This window comes from Intrasporangium sp. (assembly GCF_039812505.1).
In the GTDB taxonomy this organism is placed as follows: Bacteria; Actinomycetota; Actinomycetes; order Actinomycetales; family Dermatophilaceae; genus Intrasporangium_A.
This window is the reverse complement of record NZ_JBDIAQ010000047.1, coordinates 1-24,561: the sequence shown is the minus strand read 5'-3', so window position 1 is coordinate 24,561 and position 24,561 is coordinate 1. Positions and strand designations below refer to the sequence as shown.

Here is a 24,561-nt window from a genome sequence, read left to right as displayed (position 1 = left end):
CATCACCCCAGCGTGACCGCACACGATCACCGAGGCCAGCCCCGCACCTCGGCGGTCAGAGGCGAAGCCTCGTTAGTTGCGGGGTGTTCAATGGCCCCCATGCCCAACCCTGCATCCACCGCCGACCGAGCCCGCGCCCTGCTCGACGAGCACCCCCTCGTCGACGGGCACAACGACCTGATGTGGCAGCTGCGCGAGCAGGTCGGCTACGACTTCGAGCGCCTCGACATCGCCGGTCCGGTCGCCACGACCGACACCGACCTGCCCCGGCTGCGCGCCGGTGGGGTGGGTGCCCAGTTCTGGTCGGTCTTCGTGCCGAGCACCCTGCCCGGCCCCGAGGCGGTCGTCGCAACGCTGGAGCAGGTCGACGGCGTGCGCCGGATGACCACGAGGTATGCCGCCCACCTCGCTCCCGCCCGGACCGCGGCCGACGTCGTGGCCGCCGCGCAGGACGGCCGGATCGCCGCGCTGATGGGCGCCGAGGGCGGCCACTCGATCGGCGGGTCGCTGGCCGTGCTGCGGCTGCTGCACGCGCTCGGGGTCGGCTACCTGACCCTGACCCACAACGACAACGTGCCGTGGGCGGACTCCGCCACCGACGTGCCGGCGGTCGGCGGGCTGACGGACTTCGGCCGCGAGGTGGTGCGCGAGATGAACCGCATCGGGATGATGGTCGACCTCAGCCACGTGGCCGCCACGACCATGCGGGCCGCGCTCGAGACCACCCGGGCCCCGGCGATCTTCAGCCACTCGTCGGCCCGGGCGCTGTGCGACTCGCCCCGCAACGTGCCCGACGACGTCCTGGCCGCCCTGGCCGGCAACGGCGGGGTCTGCATGGTGACGTTCGTGCCGGAGTTCGTCTCCCCGGCGGCGGCGCAATGGCGCCTCGAGGCGGCCGACGCAGCCGCGGCCGTCGGGGTGCAGGCCAGGGACTGGGTCGCCTTCCAGCGGTTCGTGGCCGGGTACGCGCCCGAGCACCCGAAACCGGAGGCGACCATCGCCCAGGTCGTCGCGCACCTCGACCACGTCCGCGAGGTCGCCGGTGTCGACCACGTCGGGATCGGCGGGGACTACGACGGGACCGACACGTTCCCGGTGGGGCTCGAGGACGTCGGCGGCTACCCCCGCCTCGTCGCCGCGCTGCTCGACGCCGGCTGGTCCGACGCCGACGTCGCCAAGCTGGTGCGCGGCAACCTGCTGCGAGTCATGCGCGCGGTGGAGGACGTCGCGGCGGCCGGCTGACCGGCATACCCACCGACCGGAGGGCCCGCCCGCGGAAGTAGCGGCGGGTGGTGGGCCGGCCCCGGTCAGCGGTTGAAGCGCATGATCGTCAGCCCGACGAGGCGGGCCACCACGAGGGCGACGTAGAGGATCCCGGAGAGCATCTGCAGCATCACGAAGGACCGGACGTGCGGGGTCACCGCGACGATGTCGGACAGCCCCGTGTTCGTCATCGTCGTGACCGACAGGTAGAGCAGCTCGAACCAGCTGCGGGTGCCGGGCAGCTCCCCGCCGTGGACCGTGAACGAGTTGGGCCAGACGAACTGGACCGTCTGGTAGACGTACGCATACGCCCACACGACGACCGTGAAGGTGGCGCCGGTGGCGAACAGCTCGTCGCGGGTCACCCAGTTGTCGGCGAACATGTACCGGATCAACGCATAGGCGATGTAGAAGTAGAACAGCGCGTGCAGCACCGCGGAGCTGAACGCCAGCGGGACGACGTCCTGCCAGATCGCCTCGGCGATGGTCAGCACGACCACGGGTCCACCGAGCAGGGCCGCGACCCAGGTCAGCGCGGGGGTGGCCCGGGCGACGCGGACCGCCAGGAAGATCACGACGAGGGCCGCGGCGCCGATCAGGGCCCTGGCGTAGTGGCCCAGGGCGGCGGTCTCCATGTACGGGTAGACGAACAGCAGCGCGATCTGGACGAAGAGCAGGACCGCGCTCGGGGTCTCTCGCACGTTGCGCACCCAGCGCTGCCGGCGGGTCAGCGGGCGCAGCGGCCCTGCGAACGAGGGCCACAGGTTCATCGACGACGATTCCATTGCAGGACTCTATGACCGGTCCGGTCCGCCGCGGCCCGGGTCGCCGCGCCGGGGCCGGTCCGTACCAAGGTCAGCAGCGCTCGTCGCGCCGGCCGGTCAGCTGCCAGGCGTCCTGCGACTCCTCCTCGTCGGGGGCCTCGTCCGCGCGTGACGCCGGGTCGACCCGCGTCCGGGACCGCGCCGGGCCCGACCCGCTGCCACGGGCACGGCGCTGGGCCACCACCGCGGCCGTCCGCTCCGGACGGTCCGGCCGCGCGTCGCCCGCCGGCCCGTCCGGCGCCGCGTCGGACACCGGCTCGCGCTCCACGGCCGAGTCGTCGTAGGGCGGCGGCCCCTCGTCGTCCTCCGACTCGTCGGCCGGGTCGGGGTCCGAGGCGACGGGCACCTCCTGGCCCCGCAGCAGCGCGAGGGTGGTCGGCAGGTCGTCCGGCCGGACCAGCACGTCGCGGGCCTTGCTGCCCTCGCTCGGCCCGACGATGCCACGGGACTCCAGCAGGTCCATCAGCCGCCCCGCCTTGGCGAAGCCGACCCGGAGCTTGCGCTGGAGCATCGAGGTCGACCCGAACTGCGTCGTCACGACCAGCTCGGCGGCCTGCAGCAGCACGTCGAGGTCGTCGCCGATGTCGTCGTCGACCTGCTTCCTGGCGGCCGCGACGACGACGTTCTCGACGTAGTTCGGCTTGAGCTGCTCGGTGACCGACCTGACGACCGCGTGGATCTCCGACTCGTTCACCCAGGCGCCCTGCACGCGCATCGGCTTGCTGGCGCCCATCGGGAGGAAGAGTGCGTCGCCCTGGCCGATCAGCTTCTCGGCGCCCGGCTGGTCGAGCACCACGCGGGAGTCGGCCAGCGAGCTCGTGGCGAAGGCCATCCGGGAGGGCACGTTCGCCTTGATCAGGCCCGTCACGACGTCGACCGAGGGGCGCTGGGTGGCCAGCACCAGGTGGATCCCGGCGGCCCGGGCGAGCTGGGTGATCCGGACCACCGACTCCTCCACGTCGCGTGGCGCCACCATCATCAGGTCGGCCAGCTCGTCCACGACGACGAGCAGGTAGGGGTAGGTGGTCAGCACCCGCTCGGAGCCCGCAGGCGGCTTGATCCGGCCCGTCCGGACCGCCTTGTTGAAGTCGTCGACGTGCTTGAAGCCGAACGCCGCGAGGTCGTCGTAGCGCTGGTCCATCTCGCGCACCACCCACTGGAGCGCCTCGGCCGCCTTCTTGGGGCTGGTGATGATCGGGGTGATCAGGTGCGGGATGCCCTCGTAGGCGGTCAGCTCGACCCGCTTCGGGTCGACGAGGATGAGCCGAACCTCCTCGGGAGTGGCCCGCATGAGCACCGAGGTGATCATCGAGTTGACGAAGCTCGACTTGCCCGAGCCGGTCGCACCGGCCACCAGCAGGTGCGGCATCCGGGCCAGGTTGGCCACGACGTAGGCGCCCTCGACGTCCTTGCCGACCCCCATGACCATCGGGTGGTGGTTGCTGCGGGCGGTCTGGCTGCGCAGCACGTCACCGAGCGCGACGTTCTCGCGGTCGGCGTTCGGGATCTCGATGCCGATCGCGGACTTGCCCGGGATGGGGCTGAGGATGCGCACGTCGGCCGAGGCGACGGCATACGCGATGTTCTTCGAGAGCGCGGTGACCCGCTCGACCTTCGTGCCCGCGCCGAGCTCGACCTCGTAGCGGGTGACCGTCGGGCCGCGGGTGAAGCCGGTGACCGCGGCGTCGATGTCGAACTGCTCGAACACGTTGGTGAGGGACTCGACGACCCGGTCGTTGGTCTCGCTGCGGGTGCGGTGCGGTGCACCGGGCGTGAGCAGCGCCTGGTCGGGCAGCCGGTAGGCGACATCGCCGCCGAGCGCGAGCTGCTCGGCGCGGGCCGACGGCGTACCCAGCATCGTGCCCGTCGGCGGGGCGGCGAGCGCCGGCCCGGGGCCGGCCTTCGGCGTTTCGGGGACACCGTGCGTCGCCGGCTCGGCGGCGTCGCTGCCCGACGCGTCCACCCGTGCCGGCTCGCCCTTGGCCGGGCGCTTCTCGCCGGGTCGCAGGCGTGCCGCTCCCGCACCCGAGGCGTCGACCTGGGCAGCCTGCCGGAAGGCCTCGTCGCCATCTCGTCCCTCCTGCGGGCCGACCGCGCGGCGGCCGCGGCGCTTGCGGCCGCTGGGCGTGGGGTCGCTCGACGGGGCTTCGGGGGTGGGCGTGCCGGAACGGTGCAGCACGAGGTCGCGCAACCGGCGCAGCCGCGCCGGGATCAGGTTCACCGGGGTCGCGGTGACCACGAGCAGCCCGAAGAAGCCGAGCAGGCCCAGGATGATGCCGGCGCCGTAGCCGGAGACCGCAGCCGCCAGTGGGCTCGAGGCCAGGAAGCCGATGATGCCGCCTGCCGCGCGCATGCCGTCCGCCCCGTCGGGAGGGGTGGGAATGCCGGCGGCCAGGTGGGTCAGACCACAGGCCGAGATGGTCAGCGCAAGCGTCCCCCACGTGATCCGGGCGTTCGCGGCCTCGTCCTGCGGCGCCCGGAGCAGACGGATGCCGAGAGCGAGCAGCACCAGCGGCACCGCGTAGGCGACCCGCCCGAAGGTCCCGGCGAACACCGCGTGGACGGCCTGCCCGAAGGTGCCCGGCACGCCCCACCACTCCCGGGCGGCGACGACCACCGCGAGGGCGATCAGGGCGAAGCCGAGCCCGTCGCGGCGGTGCTCGGGCTGCAGGTCGCGGGCGCTGTTGCCGACCCGCCGGACCGCCCCACCGGCCACGTGGGACAGGCCCATCCAGGTGTTGCGGACCGCCCGCAGGGGCAGCGGCAGTCCCCCGCCGCGGACCTTGCGCCGGGGCGCGGGGCCCGGGCGCGCCGTGGACCGGCTCGACCGCGCGGCCGGGCGACGGCCGGAGGAGGACCGGGAGGAGCCTGCGGACCCCCCGCTCCGGGGGGCGGAGGAACCACGGGTGCTGCTGGACGGTCGAGACGGCATGGACGCACGGTACGCCAGGGAGCGCTCCTGACACACGTGTCACACGCTCAACAGACGGTCCGAGGTCGCCCAGGTATGCCGCTCACCGCAGCACGTGCGCGCCCGAACGGGGGTGCCGTCTCGCATCGCGACACGCCCCGGCAGGATCGTGGACGGTCGGATCGTCCGGCCCTATCGTGCTGGTCAGGTCAAGAGCGCCAGCGCCAAGCCCCGGCTCGCTGGCCAGCAACCCTCCTTCCGCGGCGGGGTGCTCCGGGTGACGACCGGGTCGTTCCCGCCCGGGGACGGCAAGCGCGGGCCTGCGGTTGCGGGTCCATGACCCCGTAGGAGCTCCGATGCCACTGCTCACCCCCGTCGCCTCGACGATCCCGACTGCCCTGGCCCAGGGCCTCGGCAACCCCGTCGCCGTGGGGTCCCCGCCGAGCCCGCCCCCCGGGTCGAAGATCCCGCCGTTGGTCGGCGCCGACCTGCGCGTGCCGACGCGGCAGGGCGATCGGGTCTACGGCAACCTCGACCACGCCGCGTCCACCCCGGCCCTGGTCGCGGTCAAGCGAGCGGTCGACCGGACCCTCGAGACCTACGCATCGGTCCACCGCGGCGCCGGCTGGGCCTCGCAGGTGACCAGCACCTGGTACGAGCGGGCCCGCGACGAGGTCGCCGGCTTCGTCGGTGCGCGGGCTACCGACGAGGTCGTCTTCACCCGGACGACGACGGACTCGTGGAACCTGCTGGCCCGCGCGCTGCCCGAGGACGCGCTCGTGTTCGTCTTCGACAGCGAGCACCACTCGACCCTGTTGCCGTGGCAGGCGAAGCGCACGGTACGGCTGCCGGTACCGGGCGGCGCCGAGGACGCCGTCGCCCTGCTGGACCATGCCCTCGACGCGCACCCTGCTGCCGTGCGCCTGGTCGTGCTGACCGCCGCCTCGAACGTGACCGGGGAGATCTGGCCCGTCGCACGGTTCGCCGAGCTGGCCCACTCCCACGGCGCCCGGATCGCCGTCGACGCCGCCCAGCTGGCCGCGCATCGAGCGGTCGACCTGGCTGCCTGGGACGCCGACTACGTCGCCTTCTCGGGACACAAGGTCTACGCCCCCTTCGGAGCGGGCGTCCTCGCCGGGCGGCAGGACTGGCTCGATGCCGGTGACCCGTACCTGGCCGGTGGCGGCGCGACCCGGTCGGTGTCGCAGCTCTCGACCAGCTGGCAGAGCGGACCGGCGCGCCACGAGGGCGGCAGCCCGAACGTCGTGGGTGCCGTCGCCCTCGCCGCGGCGGGCGCCACGCTCGCCCTGAACCGGACGGCGCTCGAGGCCCACGAGACGCGCCTGCTGGACCGTCTGCGGGCCGGGCTGGCGGCCGTCCCGGGGACCCGGCAGCTGTCGATCTTCGACGAAGACGCCGACCGGGTGGGTGTGGTCACGTTCACGGTGCCCGGTTACGACCCCTCGCTCGTGTCGCAGGTACTCTCGTGGGAGCAGGGCATCGGCGTGCGCGACGGGAGGTTCTGCGCGCACCTGCTCGTCGACCGCCTCCTCGGCGCCCGGCAGCCGCTCACGACGGCGGTGCGGGCGAGCATCGGGCTGGGCACGACCGAGGAGGCCGTCGACCGGCTGGTCGCCGGAGTTCGCCGGCTCGTGGAGTCCGGGCCGCTCGACGAGTGGACCCATCACGCGTCGGGCTGGAGGCTGGCCACCGACCCGCGCGACGCGGGCGCGGCTCCGGCGCCCTGGTGAGCTGTCGGCCGGGAAGGTCAGTCGAGCGCATACTGCGCCCACACCAGGAAGTGGTCGGAGCCGTGGAAGGCCACCTGCCCGGCGTCGATGACCGACAGCCCCCGGCTCAGGACGTGGTCCAGCGCCACGAAGGGCGGCCAGCGCTGACCCACGACCGGCCAGGTCCGCACCCATCCCAGCCCGGCGGCCCGCTGCGCGTCGACCAGGCCGGAGGCGAGCGCGCGGAAGCCGGGATGGCCGAACGAGGCGTTGAAGTCGCCGGTGAGCACGAGCCGCTCGCCGGCCGGCACGCCCTGCTTCCAGTGCTCCAGTGCCGCCAGCCCCGCCCGCCACTGGTCGGTGGCGCCCGGCAGCGGCGCCACCGGGTGGGCGGCCTTGACGCGCACCGGCCGACCGTCGACGGTCAGGTCCACCTCCGGCTGAAGGCTCGGGGTGTGCGCCGGAGCCGCATCGGAGGGCTCGGGCACCGCGGTCATCGGCAGCCGGCTGAAGATCATCGTGCCGGTGAAGGTGCCCGGTCGGGCCTGCCCGGCCCGGTTCCCGAGCAGCCGGGCCAGGCCGGCCGCATCGAGGCGCCCGATGACGTCGGGGGTCGCCTCGGTCAGCACGAGGACGTCGACGTCGTGCGCCCGGACCGCGGCCATCACCTGGTCGGCGTTGGCCCGGCCCTGGTCGAGGTTGGCCGCCATGACGGTCAGGTTCGGCTCTCCGGACCCGGTGTGCGCGAAGAACGTCGGCAGCGCCATCCCCCAGGCCACCGCGGCACAGGCGAGGACGGGCAGCAGCATCCACCACCGACGCAGCAGCACCGTCCCCACCGTGAGCAGGCCGAGCCCGACGACGACGAACGGGCCCAGCGACTGGAGCACGACCACCGGCCGCCAGGTCGTGTCGACCCATCGGGAGGCGCCGACGACGACGAGCAGGACGAGCAACGTCCCGATCAGTGCGTCGAGCCGGCGCCGCACCGGCTCAGGCCTGCATCACGACCGGGATGATCATCGGCCGGCGCCGGAGCTTGCCGCCGGCCCACGAGCCGACGGCGCGCCGGACGACCTGCTGGAGCTGGTGGTCGTCGCGCACCCCGTTGCGGACCGCCTCCTCGACCGCGCGTTCGACCTTCGGGATGACGTTCTGGAAGATCTCGTCGTCCTCGGCGAACCCACGCGCCATGATCTCGGGGCCGGAGGCGATCTTGCCGGACGCCGCGTCGAGCACCACGATGCAGGTGATGAAGCCCTCGTCGCGCAGGATGCGCCGGTCCTTCAGCAGCGCCTCGTCCGTGCCGCCGATGTTGCTGCCGTCGACGTAGACGTAGCCACAGTCGACGACGCCGGTGACGCGCGCCTGACCGTCGAGCAGGTCGATCACGACGCCGTCCTCGGCCAGCAGGACGTTCTCGTCGGGCACGCCGGTCTCCCGGGCAAGCTGCGCGTTGGCGTACATGTGCCGGTACTCGCCGTGGACGGGCAGGACGTTGCGCGGGCGCACGATGTTGTAGGCGTAGAGCAGCTCGCCGGCGCTCGCATGCCCGGACACGTGCACCTTGGCGATGCCCTTGTGCACCACGGTGGCGCCCAGCCGCATCAGGCCGTTGATGACGCGGTAGACGGCGTTCTCGTTGCCCGGGATGAGGCTGCTGGCCAGCAGCACCGTGTCGCCCGGGCCGACGTCGATCCTGTGGTCGCGGTTGGCCATCCGCGACAGGGCCGCCATCGGCTCCCCCTGCGACCCGGTCGAGACCAGCACGACCTCGTCGTCGGGCAGCTCGCCGATCCGCTTGAGGTCGACGAGGATCCCCTCGGGCACGTGCAGGTAGCCCAGGTCGGCGGCGATACCCATGTTGCGCACCATCGAGCGCCCGACGAAGGCCACCTTCCGGCCGGCCTTGTCGGCCGCGTCGAGCACCTGCTGGACCCGGTGGACGTGGCTGCTGAAGCAGGCCACGATGATGCGCCGCCGGGCGTGCCGGAAGACCTTGTCGATCGCCGGTGCGATCTCACGCTCGGGGGTGGTGAAGCCGGGGATGTCGGCGTTGGTCGAGTCGGTGAGGAACAGGTCGACGCCCTCCTCGCCCACCCGGGCGAAGGAGCGCAGGTCGGTCAGGCGCCCGTCCAGGGGGAGCTGGTCCATCTTGAAGTCACCGGTGTGCAGCAGCGTGCCGGCCGCGGTGCGCACGAAGACGGCGAGGGCGTCGGGGATCGAGTGGTTGACCGCGATGAACTCGAGGTCGAAGACGCCGAGCCGTTCGCGCCGGCCCTCCTTGACGGCCAGCGTGTAGGGCTTGATGCGGTGCTCCTTGAGCTTGGCCTCGATCAGGGCCAGCGTCAGGGTCGAGCCGATGAGGGGGATGTCGCGCTTGAGCTTCAGCAGGTAGGGGACGGCGCCGATGTGGTCCTCGTGGCCGTGCGTCAGCACGACCGCCTCGATGTCGCCCAGCCGGTCCTCGATGTAGGAGAAGTCGGGCAGGATCAGGTCGACGCCCGGGTGGCTGTCCTCGGGGAAGAGCACCCCGCAGTCGATCACCAGCAGCCGTCCCTTGGTCTCGAGGACGGTCATGTTGCGGCCGACCTCGCCGAGGCCGCCGAGCGGGACGACGCGCAGGCCGGCCGGGTCGAGCGCGGGTGGGTAGGTCAGTTCCGGGTGAGGATGGCTCACGGGGCTCCTGTCGGGTGATGGGTGGACGGGTCGGCGCGACGGCTCAACCGCTGACGGTGGTAAGGGCCGCGCGGAGCACCTCGAGCTGGCCCTCGTCGGCGGGCACGAGCGGCAGCCGCACGGTGGCCCCGGCGATGCGGCCCTGCTGCGCCAGCGCGGCCTTGGCCATGATCGCGCCCTGCGTGACGTGCATCACCGCGTCGACGATCGTGTGCAGGGACCGGTGCACCGCACGGGCGTCGTCCCAGCGGCCCTGCACGACGGCGTCGGCCAGCCGTCGGTATGCCGCCGGGCTGACCTGGGAGGTCACGCCGACGAAGCCGGTGGCACCGTTCACGAAGTGGGCCAGGTCCAGGGAGTCGTCGCCGGAGTACCAGGCCAGCCCGGTGGCCGTCATGATCTGGCTGGCGAACCAGAGGTCGGCGCGCGCGTCCTTGACCGCGACGATCCGGTCGTGCTCGGCGATCCGCAGGTAGGTGTCCCGGGCGATCGAGATCCCGGCACGCCCCGGGATGTCGTAGACCATGACGGGCAGGTCGCTCGCCCCGGCCAGGGCGAGGAAGTGCGCCACGAGCCCGGCCTGCGGCGGCTTGTTGTAGTACGGCGTCACCGCGAGCACGGCATCGGCCCCGGCCGCGGCCGCGGCCCGCACCGACTCGATGCTCTTGGCCGTGTCGTTGCTGCCCGCGCCCGCGACGACGACGGCTTGCCCGCCCACCGCCTCGACGACGGCCCGGAGCAGGGCCTCCTTCTCGGCGGCCGAGGTCGTCGGGGACTCGCCGGTGGTGCCGGAGACGACCAGCCCGTCGTGCCCCTGCTCGACCAGGTGCGTGGCCAGGCTCGCGGCGGACTCGAGGTCGAGGGAGCCGTCCGCGTGCATGGGCGTGACCATCGCGGAGAGAACACGTCCGAGCACGGGTGCGTCTGCCATGGGCCCAAGGTTAGCGGCCCGCGATGACACCGGCCGGACCCGGAAGCAGGGCACTACTCGCTCGGGGGTCCGAGTAGTGCCCTGCGTCCCTACCATCGGTAGGGACCGGCCGGGCGTTACACCGTGCTCGAGGACTCCTCGCCGGCCGCTCCGACCACGGTGGGGCGGTCTCGGCGACGCTCGTGGACGACCCAGGCGAAGCCGGCGTGCGGCTCCCGGGACACCTCGCGCCACTCGGCGGGGTCGACCTCGGGGAAGGTGACCGAGCCGGCCGGGGACTGGTCCACCTCGGTGACCAGGAGGCGAGCGGCATACGGCAGGGCGGCGCGGTAGAGCTCCCCGCCGCCGACGACGAACACCTCGTCGGTCGGGCCGGCCAGGGCGAGGGCCTCCGCGACGGAGTGCGCCGTCTCGGCCCCGGGATGGGACCACTCGGGCCGACGGGTGACCACGATGCTGCGCCGACCCGGCAGGACCCCCATGGACTCGAAGGTGCGCCGCCCCATGATCATCGGGTGACCCATCGTGGTGCGCTTGAAGTACCTCAGGTCCTCGGGGATGTGCCAGGGCATCGTCGTGCCGTCGCCGATGACGCCGTTGCGCCCGACGGCCACGATGACGGACACGAGTGTCATGGCTCCGTCACACCGCGATGGGCGCCTTGATGGACGGCTCCGCGACATAGCCCTCGAGCGCGAAGTCGTCGATCTCGAAGTCATCGATGTGGCGCCTGGCCGGGTTGACCCGCATCGTCGGCAGCGGGTGGGGGGTGCGCGTGAGCTGCAGCCGCGCCTGCTGCACGTGGTTGAGGTAGAGGTGCGCGTCCCCGAAGGTGTGGACCAGCTCACCCGGCTCGAGGTCGGTCAGCTGGGCGATCATCTGGGTCAGCAGCGCGTAGGAGGCGATGTTGAACGGGACGCCGAGGAAGATGTCGGCGCTGCGCTGGTAGAGCTGGCAGGACAGGCGCCGCCGGGCCGGTCCGTCGGGACCGGCCGGCGCGACGTAGAACTGGAACATCGTGTGGCACGGCGGCAGGGCCATCTGCTCGATGTCCGCGACGTTCCACGCCGACACGACCAGTCGCCGGCTGTCGGGGTTGGTCCGGATCTGCTCGATCACCCCGGCGATCTGGTCGACGTGGCGCCCGTCCGGCGTCGGCCACGAGCGCCACTGGTGGCCGTACACCGGGCCCAGGTCGCCGTCGGCGTCGGCCCACTCGTCCCAGATCGTGATGCCCCGGTCGTTCAGCCACTTCACGTTCGTCTCGCCCCGCAGGAACCACAGCAGCTCGCCGATGACCGAGCGCAGGTGCAGCTTCTTGGTCGTCAGGGCCGGGAAGCCGTCCGCGAGGTCGAAGCGCATCTGGTGGCCGAAGATGCTGAGCGTGCCGGTGCCGGTCCGGTCGGCCTTCTCCTGGCCGTGGGTCAGCACGTGGTCGAGCAGGTCGAGGTACTGGCGCATGGGTGCAGCGTAGCCAGCCGCGAGCCGAGCCCGCCCGGCCCGGCCGGGCCGGGTCAGCGCCAGGCCCGGGGGCCCGGACGGCACAGGCAGAACGGGTGCCCGGCGGGGTCGGCGTAGACCCGGAAGCCGCTCTCCCTGCCCGGCTGCGGGTCGGTGGTCGGGTCGAGCGCCCGGCCGCCGAGCGCGATGATGCGGGCGTGGGCGGTGCGGACGTCCTCGACCACGAAGTCGATGTGGGCCTGCTGCTCACCCTCGTGCCACTGGGGTGGCTCGTGGCCGGGGGCGTGCTGGAAGACCAGGTCCGGCCCGTCCCAGTGCAGCGACACCCAGTCGCCCTCCGGGTCCGCGTCGACCTCGCCGCCGAGCAGCCCGGCGTAGAAGCCGGCCAGCTGCACCGGCTCGGGACAGTCGAACGCGATGTTCCCGAAGCTCACCTTCGGGCCGGTGGCCGGACCGTTCATCGCTCCTCCTCCTGCTGGGGCGCGGGCACGACGACGTCGTCGTCCGACAAGCGTGCCACCCCCGGGCCGACAGCGCCCGGCGAGATGCCCACCAGGGGCTCGGCACCGGGTCGGCCCGGCTCAGACGTCGTAGTCCAGCGAGACTTCGTCGGTCACCGGGTGGCTCTGGCAGGTCAGCACGAGGCCACGCGCGACCTCGTCCGGCTCCAGCGCGTAGTTGCGGTCCATCCGCACCTGACCGGCCAGCAGCCGGGCCCGACAGGTGCCGCACACCCCGTTGGTGCACGAGAAGGGCGCGTCGGCGCGCACCCGCAGGACCGCGTCGACTACGGCCGGTCGACCCAGAGGCTCAGATTGCTCACGGCAGACGGTCCCGAGGCCGACCCGTCAGGCGTCGACGCGCTTCGGGATCCGGCCGCGGTGCCGCGGCGGGCGCTCAGCCGACCGGGCAAGCACCACGGCACCCGCGACGAGCAGCACTCCGACGACCAGCACCGCACCCGGACCTACGTACCTGCCGCCTTGGCTCGCCGTCACCACGTCCTCGGGCAGGCCCCTGCCCAGTGCGGGGGCTTCCCGCTCATCCACCCGGGCCAGGATCCGGTCGCCCACATCGTGCACCTGCTCAGCGCTGCGGGACAGGTCAACGAATGCCTGCGGCTGCCCGGGTACCTCGACCCAGACGGCGTCGAGGTGGCCGCCGTCGTACACGCCCAGTTCGACGACTCGGTACGACGACGCCGTGGCGTGCTCCCGCAGCCAGTTGACCTGGGTGACTTCCTCGTGCACAACCTGCAGCACCCTGGCACCCCAGAGCAGCGTCGCCAAGCCAGCCAGTGCCAGCGCCACGGCGAGCGACCGGCGAGCGGAGAGCGTACGAGAGTTCATCGGCGAGTCAGTCCTTCGCAAGCAGGACACCGATGGTGTCTCGACGAGAATAGGCGGCAGCAGACAACACCACCAGGAGAACAACGATGAGGCCAGCGGCCGCGTCGTCACCGGGGCGAAGCAGGAGGGCCCATTCCCTGACGACCTGGTCGGGGTCGCGCCCGAAGAAGAGAAGCGCGGTGACCAGGAGCACCGGCACCGTCCAGCCGAGGTCACCACCCAAGAGCACCGCCGTCAAGAGCCCGAGCGAGAAGAAGGCGGCTGCATTGCGGGCGGCCGAAAGGGCTGACGAGCCGGCATCATCGGCACCAGGGAGTAGCACCTGCGACCCGAGTACCACGACGGCGACGGCCGCCGCCAAGCCGACCGTCAGCAGTAGGGCCCAAACTAGCCTTACCCGGGTGACGCGGCGCGGCGCCAGCACTTCCTCCAGGCCAGCCATCGGGTCGTCGCAGCAGCGCACCGTCAATACGGCCACAACGGCGGGCAGCAGCGGCGTCGTGACCACTACGACCTCCCACGGCACGACCGGGGTCATCAGACGTCGTAGTCCAGCGAGACTTCGTCGGTCACCGGGTGGCTCTGGCAGGTCAGCACGAGGCCACGCGCGACCTCGTCCGGCTCCAGCGCGTAGTTGCGGTCCATCCGCACCTGACCGGCCAGCAGCCGGGCCCGACAGGTGCCGCACACCCCGTTGGTGCACGAGAAGGGCGCGTCGGCGCGCACCCGCAGGACCGCGTCGAGGATGACCTCCTCACGGCTCGGCATCGGCACGATGCTCGTGCGCCCGTCGAGCGACACCGTCACCACGGCCTCGGGCGGCGCCGACCGGTCGATGACCGGTTTGCGCCGCGGCCCCGTGCCGTCGTCGACGTGGAAGATCTCGTGGTGCATGTGGCGCGGGTCGACGCCCCGCTCCCCCAGCAGCGCCTCGGCGGCGGTGACCATCCCGAACGGGCCGCACAGGTACCACTCGTCGACCGTCTCGACCGGCACGAGCGCCGCGAAGATCCGCTCGAGCCGCTCGGGGTCGAGCCGGCCGGTGAACAGCTCGACCTCCTGGGGCTCCCGGGAGAGCACGTGCACGAGCTGGAACCTGCTGGGGAAGCGGTTCTTCAGGTCCTCCAGCTCCTCCAGGAACATGATCGTGTCGGTGCGCCGGTTGCCGAACAGCAGCGTGGCGCGCGACCGGGGCTCCTCCTCCAGCGCGGTCGTCAGCAGCGAGATGACCGGGGTGATGCCCGACCCCGCCGCGATCGCGACGTGGTGCCGTGCGGCGTCCGGCCGGGTCGCGCAGGTGAACGACCCGAGCGGGGTCATGACGTGCACGTGCTGGCCAACGCGCAGCTCGTCGTTGACCCAGTTCGACATCCGTCCCTCGGGGACCCGCGCGACGGCGACCCGCCTGGTGCCGTCCCGCCCCGGGGCGTGCAGCGACTGGCAGATCGAGTAGGACTGCCGCACGTCCTCGCCCTTGATCCCGGCCCGGAGCGTCAGGTGCTGGCCGGGCAGGAAGGCATACTCCTGCTCGAGCTCGTCGGGCACACCGAACGTCACGGCGACCGCGTCGTCGGTGAGCCGCTCGATGTCGACGACCGGCAGCTCGTGGAATACGGCCCGGCGCCCGGACGGCGACGGGGCCTGCTCGGCGTCGGCGCCGGTCTCGATGTCGGTCAGCGCGTCTTCGGTCATGGGCGTCACAGGGCCTTGAACTCGTCGAACGGCTCGCGGCAGGCGTTGCAGCGTCGCAGCGCCTTGCACGCGGTCGAGCCGAAGTGGGCGATCTCGGTGGTGTCGTCGGACCCGCACAGCGGGCAGGTGACGACGTGGCGGCGCAGCCGGACCGGGACCGGCCCGCCGGTCCGCACGGGCCCGGGCGGCGCGATCCCGAAGCGGGCCAACGCCGCCTTGCCCGAGGCGGTCATCCAGTCCGTCGTCCAGGCCGGCGAAAGCCGGGTGCGCACCTGCACGGCATAGCCGCGCGTCCTCGCCTCGTGCTCGATCCGCGACCGGATCAGCTCCATCGCGGGGCAGCCCGAGTAGGTCGGGGTGATCGTGACGGTGACCGAGCGAGCCTGCTCGTCGAGGTCCACCTCGCGCAGGATGCCCAGGTCGGCGATCGAGATCACCGGGATCTCGGGGTCGGCGATCTCCGAGATCGCCTGTACGACAGCGCTGCTCGGCTTCGCACCGACTGGCTGGGCGCTCACCAGGTCGCTCCGGGGTGGGACCGGGCGATGTGCTGCAGCTCGGCGAGCAGGAAGCCCATCGGTCGCGAGTGGATCCCGTCGCGCCCACCGCGCGAGTGCCAGCCGGGTGCCGCCGGCATCGTCAGGGTGGCCTCGGCGACGGTCGCCGCCACGACGTGCTGCGCCCGGGGGCGCAGCGCGCTCGGCGCCCTGGCCACGAGCCCGGCCCCGACCGCCGCCACCGAGACGGGGTCGTCCGCGAAGAGCTCGTCGACGTAGGGCGCAACCCAGTCGATCGCCGCCTGCATCCGCCGGTGCGACTCGTCGGTCCCGTCGCCCAGGCGCAGCACCCAGTGCTGGGCATGGTCGAGGTGGTAGCGCACCTCCTTGAGCGCCTTGCCCGCCACCCCGGCCAGGACGGGGTCGCTGGAGGCGAGCTGGGCGGCATACAGCTCGTTCTGGTAGGCCGCGAACCACAGCATCCGCGCCATCTCGTGCGCGAAGTCACCCCGCTCCTGCTCGACGAGGTGCACGTTGCGCCAGGCCCGCTCGTCGCGCAGCATCGCGTAGTCGTCCTCGCCGCGACCCGTACCGTCGAGCTCGCCCACGCGGGGGTAGAGGCCGCGGGCCTGGCCGAGCAGGTCGAGCGAGACGTTGCCCAGGGCCATGTCCTCCTCGAGCTGCGGCGCGTTGGTCATCCACTCGCCCAGCCGCTGGGCATAGACCATCGCGTCGTCCGCCACGCCGAGCAGGTATGCCGCCGTCGTTCTCGCCTGCTCGCTCACAGGTACTCCACGTCCTTGGGCACGTCGTAGAACGACGGGTGCCGGTAGATCTTGTCGGCGGCCGGGTCGAAGAAGGAGTCCTTCTCGTCCGGGCTGCTCGCGGTGATGTCGGTGGCGCGCACCACCCAGATCGAGACGCCCTCCTGCCGGCGCGTGTAGATGTCCCGGCCGTTGCGCAGCGCCATCTCGGCGTCCGGCGCGTGCAGCGAGCCGACGTGGGTGTGGGCCAGGCCCCGCTTGCCCCGGACGAAGACCTCCCAGAGCGGCCAGCTCCCGGCGTCGACCCCGGCCGGCTGCGTCGTCGACTCGCTCACGCGGCACTCTCCCCGGACGCGGCGTGCTTGGCGGCGTAGGCGTTGGCGGCGGCGCGCACCCACGCACCCTCCTCGTGGGCGCGCCGCCGGTGGGACACCCGTTCGGCGTTGCACGGCCCGTCGCCGCGCAGCACCCGCCAGAACTCGTCCCAGTCGATCTGGCCGAAGTCCCAGTGGCCGCGCTCCTCGTTCCACCGCAGGTCCGGATCGGGCGGGGTCACGCCCAGCTTCTGCGCCTGCGGGGCGGTCATGTCGACGAACTTCTGGCGCAGGTCGTCGTTGGTGAACCGCTTGATGCCCCAGGCCATGGACTGTGCCGTGTGGCCATGGGTGGCGGCCTCGCCGGTGTCGGGTGGGCCGAACATCATCAGGGCCGGCCACCACCACCGGTTCGTGGCGTCCTGGGCCATCTCGCGCTGGGCCGACGTGCCACGCGAGAGCACCCAGAGAATCTCGAAGCCCTGGCGCTGGTGGAAGCTCTCCTCCTTGCAGATCCGGACCATCGCCCGGGCGTAGGGGCCGTAGGAGCACCGGCACAGCGGCACCTGGTTCATGATCGCGGCGCCGTCGACGAGCCACCCGATCGCGCCGTTGTCGGCCCAGGTCAGGGTCGGGTAGTTGAAGATCGACGAGTACTTCTGGGTGCCGTGGTGCAGCCGGTCGAGCAGCTCGGTGCGCTCGATACCGAGCGTCTCGGTCGCCGAGTAGAGGTACAGCCCGTGCCCGGCCTCGTCCTGCACCTTCGCGGTCAGGATCGCCTTGCGGCGCAGCGAGGGGGCCCGGGTGATCCAGTTGCCCTCGGGCTGCATCCCGATGACCTCGGAGTGGGCGTGCTGGGCGATCTGCCGGATCAGCGTCTGCCGGTACTTCTCGGGCATCGCGTCGCGCGGCTCGATCCGCTGGTCGGCGGCGATGAGCGCGTCGAAGTCGTCGCCGACCTCGCCCCGCCGGTCCTCGTGCTGCCGGGCCTGCTCGTAGGCCTCCGTCTCGGCCGCGTTGAGCGGGTCGTTGGGGTCGATGACGTCATTGCCATACATGAGGCCAGTATGCGAGACCGGGCACGGACCGGGCAAAGACCGGCCGCCCGAGCGGACCTGAGAGACTGGGCCGGTGGTTGACGCAGGGCATGGGCACGGACACGAGCACACGGGCGGACACGAGCACGGGCACGAGGGCGGGCATGAGCACGGGCACGGGGGGGCGGGGCCGCTGGCCGACGCCAGCGTCCGCTTCGCCCGCGCGGCGGACGCCCCGGCGGTGGGTTTCGTGCAGGCCGTCGTCTTCCGGGATGCGTATGCCGCCCACCTTCCGGCCGAGGCCGTCGAACAGTTCGAGCCGCGGCCCTTCACGAACGCCTGGCGGGCCGCCCTGGCCGAGCCGCCCTCGCGCGACCACGTCCTGCTCGTCGCCTGCGCCGGCGAGCAGGTCGTCGGCTTCGCCGCGGTGGCACCGTCGTCGGACCCCGACGCCGGCGAGCGCACGGCCGAGCTGACAACGATCGCGGTGCACCCCGACGCCCGTCGACAGGGCCATGGCTCACGCCTGCTCAACGCGGTCGTCGACACCGCCCGTGGCCGGGGCCGCGACGAGCTGACGACGTGGGTGATCGGTACCGACGACGACCTACGCGGGTTCCTGACCGCGGCCGGGCTGGTGCCGGACGGCGCCCACCGGGGCAGGGTCGTGTCGCCGGAGGGCGAGACGGTCCGGGAGGTGCGCCTGTCGGCCGACGTGTCCCACGACCCACGGTCGGCGTGACCAGGGTGCACGAGAAGTCCATCGGCGCGCGGCTCGACCCGCAGCTGCGCCGCCAGGTCTGGCGGCAGGGCGTCTCCGTCGGGGTGGCGACCGGTGCCTACGGGATCAGCTTCGGCGCCCTCGCGGTGGCCGCCGGCCTGGACCTCTGGCAGACCCAGGCGCTGTCGGCGCTGATGTTCACGGGTGGCTCGCAGTTCGCCTTCATCGGGATCGTCGGCGGCGGCGGGCTCACCGCCGCCCCCGCAGCGATCGCGGCCTCCTCCATGCTCGGGATCCGCAACGGGCTATACGCCCTCGAACTGACCCAGCTGCTGGGGGTCCGGCACCTGCGCCGGCTGGCCGCCGCCCACGTCACGATCGACGAGTCGACGGCCGTGGCGGTCGCCCAGGACGACGCGCGAGCCGCCCGCCTCGGCTTCTGGGTCACCGGCCTGTCGGTCTTCCTGCTGTGGAACCTCATGACGTTCGTCGGGGCCCTGGTCGGCAACGCGCTGGGCGACCCGAAGCAGTGGGGTCTCGACGCCGCGGCCAGCGCGGCGTTCACCGCCCTGCTGTGGCCGCGACTGCGCAGCCGCGACGCGGTCGCGGTGGCGCTCGTGGCGGCCCTCGTCGCGATGACCCTCTCCCCCGCGCTGCCGCCCGGGGTGCCGGTCATCGCGGCCGCGGCGGCGGCCCTGCTGACCTGGCGGGGCCCGGGACGCCGACCGGCACGCACGAAGGAGGCCCGGTCATGACGATGTGGGTGGCCGTACTCGTCGCCGCCGGGATCGCCTTCGCGCTGAAGCTCGCCGGCTACCTCGTCCCGGCCAAGGTGCTGCAGGAGCCGCACGTGAAGCGGGTGACCGGTGCGCTGCCGATCGCCCTGCTCGCGGCCCTCGTCGTCACCCAGACCTTCACGACGGGAGGCGGCGGACTGGTCCTCGACGCCCGCGCCGCGGCGGTCGGCGTTGCCGTCGTCGCGCTGCTGCTCCGGGCCCCGTTCATCGTCGTCGTCGTGCTCGGGGCCCTGACCGCCGCCCTGCTGCGGCTCACGGGCTGGGCCTGACCGCGAACGAGATGTAGACGTGTTCGTCTACATCTCGCTACGCTTGGCGTCATGGCCCAGACGACGACGATCCGAGTCAGCCGAGAGACTCATGCGCGCGTGACCCGGTTGGCCGCCCAACGCCATGAGACGATCGACCAGACGGTGAGTCGGGCGATCCGTGCCCTCCGCCAGGACGCGATGGGCCGAGACCTCGCGACGGAGCTCACCGACGAGGAGACGGTGTGGCTCGATGCTGACGCCGGGTGACGTCGTCGAGCTCGACCTCGGGACACCCACCGGCAGCGAGGCCGGACTTCGCCGACCGGCCGTCGTGGTGACGGCGGAGCGGGTCCTGCGGGGTGGGCCGAATGTCGTCCAGGTCGTCCCCTTGACCCCGACGACTCGCCGGAGCGGCACCGAGGTCGTCATCGACCCGGATGACGACAACGAGCTCGGGGCGCGTTCGTCGGCCCAGTGCCAGCATGTTCGTTCCGTGGCGACGACTCGGATCCAGCAGAACATCGGCAACATCGGCCCAGTGGCCCTCGGCGAGGTTCGCGAGACGCTGGCCCTTCTGCTCGACCTCGGGTCGCTCTGACGAGTGACGTGACTGAACGTGATCGCCCTGCCGCGCTGACGATGCGCGGCTCGACGGCGCCACTCACCGACGTGCGGGCACGTCCACCTCGCCCGTCAACGTGCTGTCCGACGCCTCGCGCGCGAACAGGTGGGCCTTGAGCCGGTCCCCTCGACCTCGAGGGTTTGGCAGGATCCTGGACAGCCACTGCGGCAGCCACCACGCGGCCCGGCCGAGCACGGCCATGACCGCCGGGCTCGCCGGTTCGGGGCCACATGCAGAACGTCTCCGCCGTAGCCACCTCGAGTGCTCAGAGCGTGTCGGCCGCTCGAGCCCGAGCGGGGTCAGGACCAGCTCACGGCGGCCGGCAGGTCGGCGGCGTCCGCCGTGGGCCACGCGTCCGGCCCCGGCCCGAGCGCGACGAGCTCGGCGACCTGGAGTCGACACCACTGGGAGACCTCCCGACCGGCAAGGACCTCGCCGGCGAAGGCCGGCCACTCGTCCCACTCGAAGGAGGCCACCTCCGCAGGGTCAGGATGCGGCTGCGTCCTGACCCTGCCGACGAGCACGGGGCACAGCTCCCACTCGACGATGCCGTCCATCTCGGCGCGGTAACCGAAGCGCGGCAGCACGAGGCGCAGGTCGTGCACGCCGAGCCCGAGCTCGTCGCTCGCCCGACGGCGCACTGCCTCCTCGAGCGGCTCGTCCGGGGCGGGATGCCCGCAGACCGAGTTGGTCCAGACCCCCGGGAAGGTCGCCTTGTCCAGGGCCCGCTGCGTCACGAGCAGGCGGTCGCCCGCGTCGAAGAGATAGGCCGAGAAGGCCAGGTGCAGGGGCGTGTCCGGGCCGTGGACGGACCGCTTCGGGGCGACCCCGACCCGGTGGCCGTCCCCGGAGAGCAGCACGACCAGCTCCTCGCCACCACCGGTCACGGCTCGGCCAGCCCGAGGTAGTGCTCGAGCCCGACGGTCAGCCCCGGGTGGTCGGCCACCCGGCGCACGCCCGCGATGACGCCGGGCATGAACGAGGCCCGGTCGAACGAGTCGTGCCGGATGGTCAGCAGCTCGCCCACGTTGCCCAGCAGCACCTCCTGGTGGGCGACCAGGCCGCGCAGCCGCACCGAGTGCACGGGTATGCCGCTCACCCGGGCCCCGCGCGCACCGTCCGGGTCGTGGGTGGTGGCGTCCGGCACGGGTCCGGCGCCGGCCCGGTCCCGGGCGGCCGCCACCAGCCCGGCCGTGCGCGCGGCGGTGCCCGAGGGCGCGTCGACCTTGTCGGGATGGTGCAGCTCGACGATCTCGACCGACTCGTAGAAGCGGGCGGCCTGCGCGGCGAACGACATCATCAGGATCGCGCCGATCGCGAAGTTCGGGGCGACCAGGACCCCCACCGGCGACCCGGTGGCGGTGGGCGGGGCGTCGGCCAGCCGGCCGCGCAGGGTCTCGAGCCGCCCGTCGTCCCAGCCGGTCGTGCCGACGACGACGTGCACGCCCCGGGCCACGCAGTGCGCGACGTTGCCCGGTGACGCCTCCGGCACCGAGAACTCGACGACGACATCCGCCCCGCCCAGGTCACCGAGGTCGTCGCCCTGGTCGTACCGGGCCACGAGGCGCAGCCCGTCGGCTGCCTCGACGGCCCGGCACACCTGCGAGCCCATCCTGCCCTCGGCACCGATGACGCCCACCTTGACCTCGGGTCCACTGGTCTCGGGTCCACTGGTCTCGGGTCCACTGGTCTCGGCGCCACTGCTCGCATCCGTCACGAACCACAGGTTATCGGGGACCCATGACCATGGTCCCTACCGTCAGACTGGGTGGGTTGCTCCACTGGACAGGTCGAAGGAGACCACCATGGGTCGTCGCACCGCCGTTTCCACCGTCCTGGGCGCTCTCGTCCTGGCCACCTGCGCGATCGCCGTCGCGCCCACCGCCTCCGCCGCCACGATGTTCGGCCACGACATCTCGTGGCCGCAGTGCCCGAGCAGCGTCGGCGGGTACGGCCTGCCGATGCCTCCGTCGTCGACCCAGTTCGTCGTCGTCGGGCTGACCAAGGGCCTGCCCTTCACCGAGAACCCCTGCCTGGCGAGTCAGGTCGCCTGGGTCAAGGACCACGGCAAGCCGGCGCAGGCCTACACGATGGCCGCGTACCCGACCTCCGCCCAGCTGACGACCTACGGCAGCAAGGGTCCCTGGTCGGCGAGCACCACGGCGGGCAAGCTCTCCAACGTCGGCTACGCACAGGCGCGGTTCGCGGTCGACAGCCTGGCCGGGGTCGGGTTCAAGGCGCCCGTGGTGTGGATCGACGTGGAGCCGCGCAGCGCCCAGCCGTGGCCGACCGGCACGGCTGCCAAGGAGCGCGCGAACCGGTACGTCGTCGAGGGCGTGATGCGGGGCCTGCGCGACGCCGGCTACCCATACGGCCTGTACTCGTATGCCAACGGGTGGCGGGAGATCACCGGTGGCTGGCGCCTGCCGGGGGTCCCGGTGTGGGCCACGGCGGGCCGGCTGGACTATCCGGAGGAGGCGGCCGACCGCTGCACCCAGACGAGCTTCTCCGGCGGCCACGTGTACCTGTCGCAGTGGTACGACGACGAACGGGACTACGACCGCACCTGCGGCACGTACGGCTTCACCGCCCTGCCGATGCCGGCCTCGACGCTGTCCAACTCGACCGCGGAGTTCAACGGCGACTGGACCAACGACGTGCTGGCCCGGGTCGCCTCGACCGGCGAGCTGCGGATCTACGCCGGGACGACCCGCGGAACGCTCTCACCCGGGTCGCGGATCGGCACCGGGTGGTCGGGCATGGACGTCCTCGAGACGGTCGGCGACCTCAGCGGTGACGGTCCGCAGGACGTGCTCGCCCGCCAGCGATCGACCGGCGACCTGTGGCTCTACCGTGGCAATGGCAGGGGCGGGTGGCTCCCGCGGGTCAGGGTGGGCACGGGCTGGGACGGCCTCGACCGGATCGTCGCGCCCGGGGACTTCGACGGCGACCAGCGGGTGGACGTCATCGCGCGCGGAGCCTCCAGCGGGAACCTCTACCTCTACGCCGGCACCGGCTCCGGCACGGTGCGCTCCGGGGTGAAGATCGGCAGCGGCTGGCAGGGCTTCGACGTGATCGTCGGTGCCGGCGACGTGACCGGCGACGGGTTCGCCGACATCGTCGCCCGCCAGCGCTCGACCGGCTACCTGTGGCTCTACCCCGGCAACGGCAAGGGCGGCTGGCTCAGCAAGGCCCGCATCGGGACCGGGTGGAACGGGATGACGGCCATCATGAGCCCGGGCGACCTGAACGGCGACCGAGTGCCTGACATCGTCGCCAGGGACAGGGAGGGGCGACTGTGGCTCTACCCGCGAACCACCTCCGGAGGCTGGCTCACCAGGGTCCAGATCGGCAGCGGCTGGAACGGCATCAACGCGATCTTCTGAGCAGGGCACACCGGTCCTTCCCGTCCAGGTTCGCGCCGTCACACGGTTCACCGCGTCAGGATCTGCTGGGTGCTGTGCCCGATGACCTTGGCCGGGCCGGACTCGGGCAGGGTGACGAGCGTCTGGAGCAGGAATGAGAACGTGAAGTCCTGCGGGTACTTGTCCCGGATGCCGAGGACCGCCCTGGTGCGCTCAGGCAGCTTCATGTAAGTGGTGCGGTCCTTCAGCTGGGCGTAGGTCTGGCATCGCAGCGCCAACACGCCGATAGCACCTGCGTCGGCTCGCCAGACTGCCGCCGCGCCGGGGGTGTTGTCGGGGAAGGGAACGCAGGTGACCGTCAGGTTGGCCAGGGATGAGTCCCCGGGCTTGCGCAACTCCTTCCGTAGCGGCTCGACAGAGGCCGTGTCGATCCGGTCGGAGGCCTTCTTCTTCTCAAGGTAGGCGGTCAGCGCGGGGCGCACACCCGCGAATCGCTTCAGCTGGGCGTCGCTCACTTGGGCGGCGGGTCCGGGCACGACCGGCGCGGGCAGGTCGGCAGGCTCGACACTCAGGGACTGGGCGTTGAACCAGGTCCCCCCTGCCGTGGTCTGGGCCATGAGGCGAACACCCAGCCACGCTCGCTCGGAGGCCTCCACGCCGGTCATCGGGCCGGCGACGAGGGCCAGCTGCGGGAAAGCGCTGGGGCCGGCGGCATATACCCGCTCCGGGGTCATCGAGAAGTCCACATGCGGCTTGCGCTCGGAGGCAGGAGACAGCTTCCGGAACACGACGGCGAAGTCGTCCGCCAGCAGGAGTGGACCGATATCCGCCGTTCGCCACGCCTTGGCATCCATCTTCGCGTAGGCGGTCCTGGCGGCGGCGTTGTTGCGCCTGTCGTAGTCCGCCATCGCTGCCGTGGCACGAGGCAGGTCGAGGGCCGCCTGCGGGCTCGAGTCGGCGGGCGTCCGGGCGGTGCTCGTCCCAGACGATGTGCTCTCGGCGGGTCCCGCCTGACCAGCACAGCCGGTGACGAGAGCGAGGGCGAGGCACGCGATCGCGAGCAATGGCAGGATGCGATGAGACGACGAACGCGGTAGGCGACGGTGCATGCCTATAGGCAAGCAGACTCGGCCGATTTGCCGCCGGAGTTATCCACAGGGTAACGGCGCGGCGCACCAGCGGCGCACCGGCTGCAGTATCTCCTATTGGTCCGAGCTCGGCCGGTCGCTGCGGTCGAAGATCACGAGTCGGCGTGCGCCTCCTGCTTCTCCTCCGCGGGTCATTGCCCACAAGCCCCCCGTCTCGCGACGGGTGCGAACCGGCGACTGTGATGGGACACTCGAGCCATGAACG

26 protein-coding genes, 1 pseudogene and 1 riboswitch are annotated in these 24,561 nt (G+C 72.3%); of the genes and pseudogenes, 8 read left to right on the top strand and 19 right to left on the bottom strand.

The genetic code is table 11. The features are described 5' to 3' along the window. Positions 1 to 99: 99 nt before the first annotated feature. Entirely contained in the window at positions 100 to 1,242 is a 1,143-nt protein-coding gene (locus WMI84_RS08435; RefSeq protein ID WP_347352138.1) for a dipeptidase, read from the top strand. Positions 1,243 to 1,307: 65 nt separating this feature from the next. On the opposite strand, the gene WMI84_RS08430 is transcribed toward WMI84_RS08435, so the two are convergent. Further along, positions 1,308 to 2,048 carry a potassium channel family protein gene (locus tag WMI84_RS08430; protein WP_347352136.1) on the bottom strand — a complete coding sequence of 247 codons (741 nt, stop codon included), beginning with the start codon at positions 2,046 to 2,048 and terminating at the stop codon, positions 1,308 to 1,310. Between the two features lie 70 nt (positions 2,049 to 2,118). Next, a complete protein-coding gene (locus tag WMI84_RS08425) occupies positions 2,119 to 4,818 on the bottom strand; it encodes a DNA translocase FtsK 4TM domain-containing protein (protein WP_347352134.1) in 2,700 nt (899 codons plus the stop codon). A 387-nt stretch (positions 4,819 to 5,205) separates the two neighbouring features. Next, positions 5,206 to 5,319: riboswitch (SAM riboswitch) on the top strand. 35 nt (positions 5,320 to 5,354) lie between these two features. Between WMI84_RS08425 and WMI84_RS08420 the strand changes: the two genes are divergently transcribed. Beyond that, entirely contained in the window at positions 5,355 to 6,749 is a 1,395-nt protein-coding gene (locus WMI84_RS08420) for an aminotransferase class V-fold PLP-dependent enzyme (RefSeq protein WP_347352132.1), read from the top strand. 17 nt (positions 6,750 to 6,766) lie between these two features. Here the strand turns inward: WMI84_RS08420 and WMI84_RS08415 are convergent, their stop codons facing one another. The 14 genes and pseudogenes from WMI84_RS08415 to paaA all read right to left on the bottom strand — a co-directional run bounded on the left by WMI84_RS08415 (position 6,767) and on the right by paaA (position 17,473). Continuing rightward, positions 6,767 to 7,717 carry an endonuclease/exonuclease/phosphatase family protein gene (locus tag WMI84_RS08415; RefSeq protein WP_347352130.1) on the bottom strand — a complete coding sequence of 317 codons (951 nt, stop codon included), beginning with the start codon at positions 7,715 to 7,717 and terminating at the stop codon, positions 6,767 to 6,769. Between the two features lie 4 nt (positions 7,718 to 7,721). Beyond that, positions 7,722 to 9,407, bottom strand: a complete 1,686-nt coding sequence (locus tag WMI84_RS08410) for a ribonuclease J (RefSeq protein ID WP_347352128.1) — start codon at positions 9,405 to 9,407, stop codon at positions 7,722 to 7,724. 43 nt (positions 9,408 to 9,450) lie between these two features. Continuing rightward, a complete protein-coding gene (gene dapA / locus WMI84_RS08405; protein WP_347352126.1) occupies positions 9,451 to 10,338 on the bottom strand; it encodes a 4-hydroxy-tetrahydrodipicolinate synthase in 888 nt (295 codons plus the stop codon). Positions 10,339 to 10,454: 116 nt separating this feature from the next. After that, positions 10,455 to 10,973, bottom strand: a complete 519-nt coding sequence (locus WMI84_RS08400; RefSeq protein ID WP_347352125.1) for a dihydrofolate reductase — start codon at positions 10,971 to 10,973, stop codon at positions 10,455 to 10,457. A 7-nt stretch (positions 10,974 to 10,980) separates the two neighbouring features. After that, entirely contained in the window at positions 10,981 to 11,799 is an 819-nt protein-coding gene (locus tag WMI84_RS08395; RefSeq protein WP_347352123.1) for a thymidylate synthase, read from the bottom strand. Positions 11,800 to 11,852: 53 nt separating this feature from the next. Further along, entirely contained in the window at positions 11,853 to 12,260 is a 408-nt protein-coding gene (locus WMI84_RS08390; protein ID WP_347352121.1) for a VOC family protein, read from the bottom strand. A 120-nt stretch (positions 12,261 to 12,380) separates the two neighbouring features. After that, a pseudogene (locus WMI84_RS08385) lies at positions 12,381 to 12,608 on the bottom strand (2Fe-2S iron-sulfur cluster-binding protein); the annotation flags it as partial. A 39-nt stretch (positions 12,609 to 12,647) separates the two neighbouring features. Beyond that, entirely contained in the window at positions 12,648 to 13,109 is a 462-nt protein-coding gene (locus tag WMI84_RS08380; RefSeq protein WP_347352119.1) for a hypothetical protein, read from the bottom strand. A 46-nt stretch (positions 13,110 to 13,155) separates the two neighbouring features. Further along, positions 13,156 to 13,686 carry a hypothetical protein gene (locus WMI84_RS08375; RefSeq protein ID WP_347352117.1) on the bottom strand — a complete coding sequence of 177 codons (531 nt, stop codon included), beginning with the start codon at positions 13,684 to 13,686 and terminating at the stop codon, positions 13,156 to 13,158. Continuing rightward, positions 13,686 to 14,840 carry a 1,2-phenylacetyl-CoA epoxidase subunit PaaE gene (paaE, locus tag WMI84_RS08370; protein WP_347352116.1) on the bottom strand — a complete coding sequence of 385 codons (1,155 nt, stop codon included), beginning with the start codon at positions 14,838 to 14,840 and terminating at the stop codon, positions 13,686 to 13,688. Before paaE ends, WMI84_RS08375 begins: the two co-directional genes overlap by 1 nt. A 5-nt stretch (positions 14,841 to 14,845) precedes the next feature. Then, positions 14,846 to 15,358: a 1,2-phenylacetyl-CoA epoxidase subunit PaaD gene (paaD, locus tag WMI84_RS08365; RefSeq protein WP_347352114.1), complete on the bottom strand. Its 513-nt coding sequence runs from the start codon at positions 15,356 to 15,358 to the stop codon at positions 14,846 to 14,848. Beyond that, a complete protein-coding gene (gene paaC / locus WMI84_RS08360; protein ID WP_347352112.1) occupies positions 15,355 to 16,122 on the bottom strand; it encodes a 1,2-phenylacetyl-CoA epoxidase subunit PaaC in 768 nt (255 codons plus the stop codon). The genes paaD and paaC overlap by 4 nt, the downstream gene beginning before the upstream one ends. Further along, the gene (paaB, locus tag WMI84_RS08355) at positions 16,119 to 16,436 is read right to left on the bottom strand and encodes a 1,2-phenylacetyl-CoA epoxidase subunit PaaB (RefSeq protein WP_347352110.1); all 318 of its coding nucleotides are present in this window, start codon (positions 16,434 to 16,436) and stop codon (positions 16,119 to 16,121) included. Before paaB ends, paaC begins: the two co-directional genes overlap by 4 nt. Then, positions 16,433 to 17,473, bottom strand: coding sequence for a 1,2-phenylacetyl-CoA epoxidase subunit PaaA (gene paaA / locus WMI84_RS08350; protein ID WP_347352108.1), 1,041 nt, complete (start codon positions 17,471 to 17,473; stop codon positions 16,433 to 16,435). Before paaA ends, paaB begins: the two co-directional genes overlap by 4 nt. Before the next feature lie 73 nt (positions 17,474 to 17,546). On the opposite strand from paaA, the gene WMI84_RS08345 reads away from it, so the two are divergent. The 5 genes from WMI84_RS08345 to WMI84_RS08325 are packed head-to-tail and all read left to right on the top strand — an operon-like array spanning position 17,547 to position 19,819. Further along, positions 17,547 to 18,194, top strand: a complete 648-nt coding sequence (locus WMI84_RS08345; RefSeq protein ID WP_347352106.1) for a GNAT family N-acetyltransferase — start codon at positions 17,547 to 17,549, stop codon at positions 18,192 to 18,194. A 5-nt stretch (positions 18,195 to 18,199) separates the two neighbouring features. Continuing rightward, on the top strand, positions 18,200 to 18,928 hold the full coding sequence (locus tag WMI84_RS08340) for an AzlC family ABC transporter permease (protein ID WP_347352142.1): 729 nt from the start codon (positions 18,200 to 18,202) through the stop codon (positions 18,926 to 18,928). After that, entirely contained in the window at positions 18,925 to 19,239 is a 315-nt protein-coding gene (locus WMI84_RS08335) for an AzlD domain-containing protein (protein WP_347352104.1), read from the top strand. The genes WMI84_RS08340 and WMI84_RS08335 overlap by 4 nt, the downstream gene beginning before the upstream one ends. Before the next feature lie 51 nt (positions 19,240 to 19,290). Continuing rightward, positions 19,291 to 19,488, top strand: coding sequence for a hypothetical protein (locus WMI84_RS08330; RefSeq protein WP_347352102.1), 198 nt, complete (start codon positions 19,291 to 19,293; stop codon positions 19,486 to 19,488). Beyond that, a complete protein-coding gene (locus WMI84_RS08325) occupies positions 19,472 to 19,819 on the top strand; it encodes a type II toxin-antitoxin system PemK/MazF family toxin (RefSeq protein ID WP_347352100.1) in 348 nt (115 codons plus the stop codon). Before WMI84_RS08330 ends, WMI84_RS08325 begins: the two co-directional genes overlap by 17 nt. Before the next feature lie 323 nt (positions 19,820 to 20,142). Here the strand turns inward: WMI84_RS08325 and idi are convergent, their stop codons facing one another. Together idi and dapB are read right to left on the bottom strand one after the other, a co-directional pair. Further along, positions 20,143 to 20,703: an isopentenyl-diphosphate Delta-isomerase gene (gene idi / locus WMI84_RS08320; protein WP_347352098.1), complete on the bottom strand. Its 561-nt coding sequence runs from the start codon at positions 20,701 to 20,703 to the stop codon at positions 20,143 to 20,145. Positions 20,704 to 20,726: 23 nt separating this feature from the next. Continuing rightward, entirely contained in the window at positions 20,727 to 21,482 is a 756-nt protein-coding gene (gene dapB / locus WMI84_RS08315; protein ID WP_347352140.1) for a 4-hydroxy-tetrahydrodipicolinate reductase, read from the bottom strand. Between the two features lie 166 nt (positions 21,483 to 21,648). Between dapB and WMI84_RS08310 the strand changes: the two genes are divergently transcribed. Next, complete coding sequence (locus WMI84_RS08310) at positions 21,649 to 23,229, top strand: FG-GAP-like repeat-containing protein (protein ID WP_347352096.1); 1,581 nt, start codon at positions 21,649 to 21,651, stop codon at positions 23,227 to 23,229. Between the two features lie 47 nt (positions 23,230 to 23,276). Here the strand turns inward: WMI84_RS08310 and WMI84_RS08305 are convergent, their stop codons facing one another. Beyond that, entirely contained in the window at positions 23,277 to 24,116 is an 840-nt protein-coding gene (locus tag WMI84_RS08305; protein WP_347352094.1) for a hypothetical protein, read from the bottom strand. Positions 24,117 to 24,561: the final 445 nt, after the last annotated feature.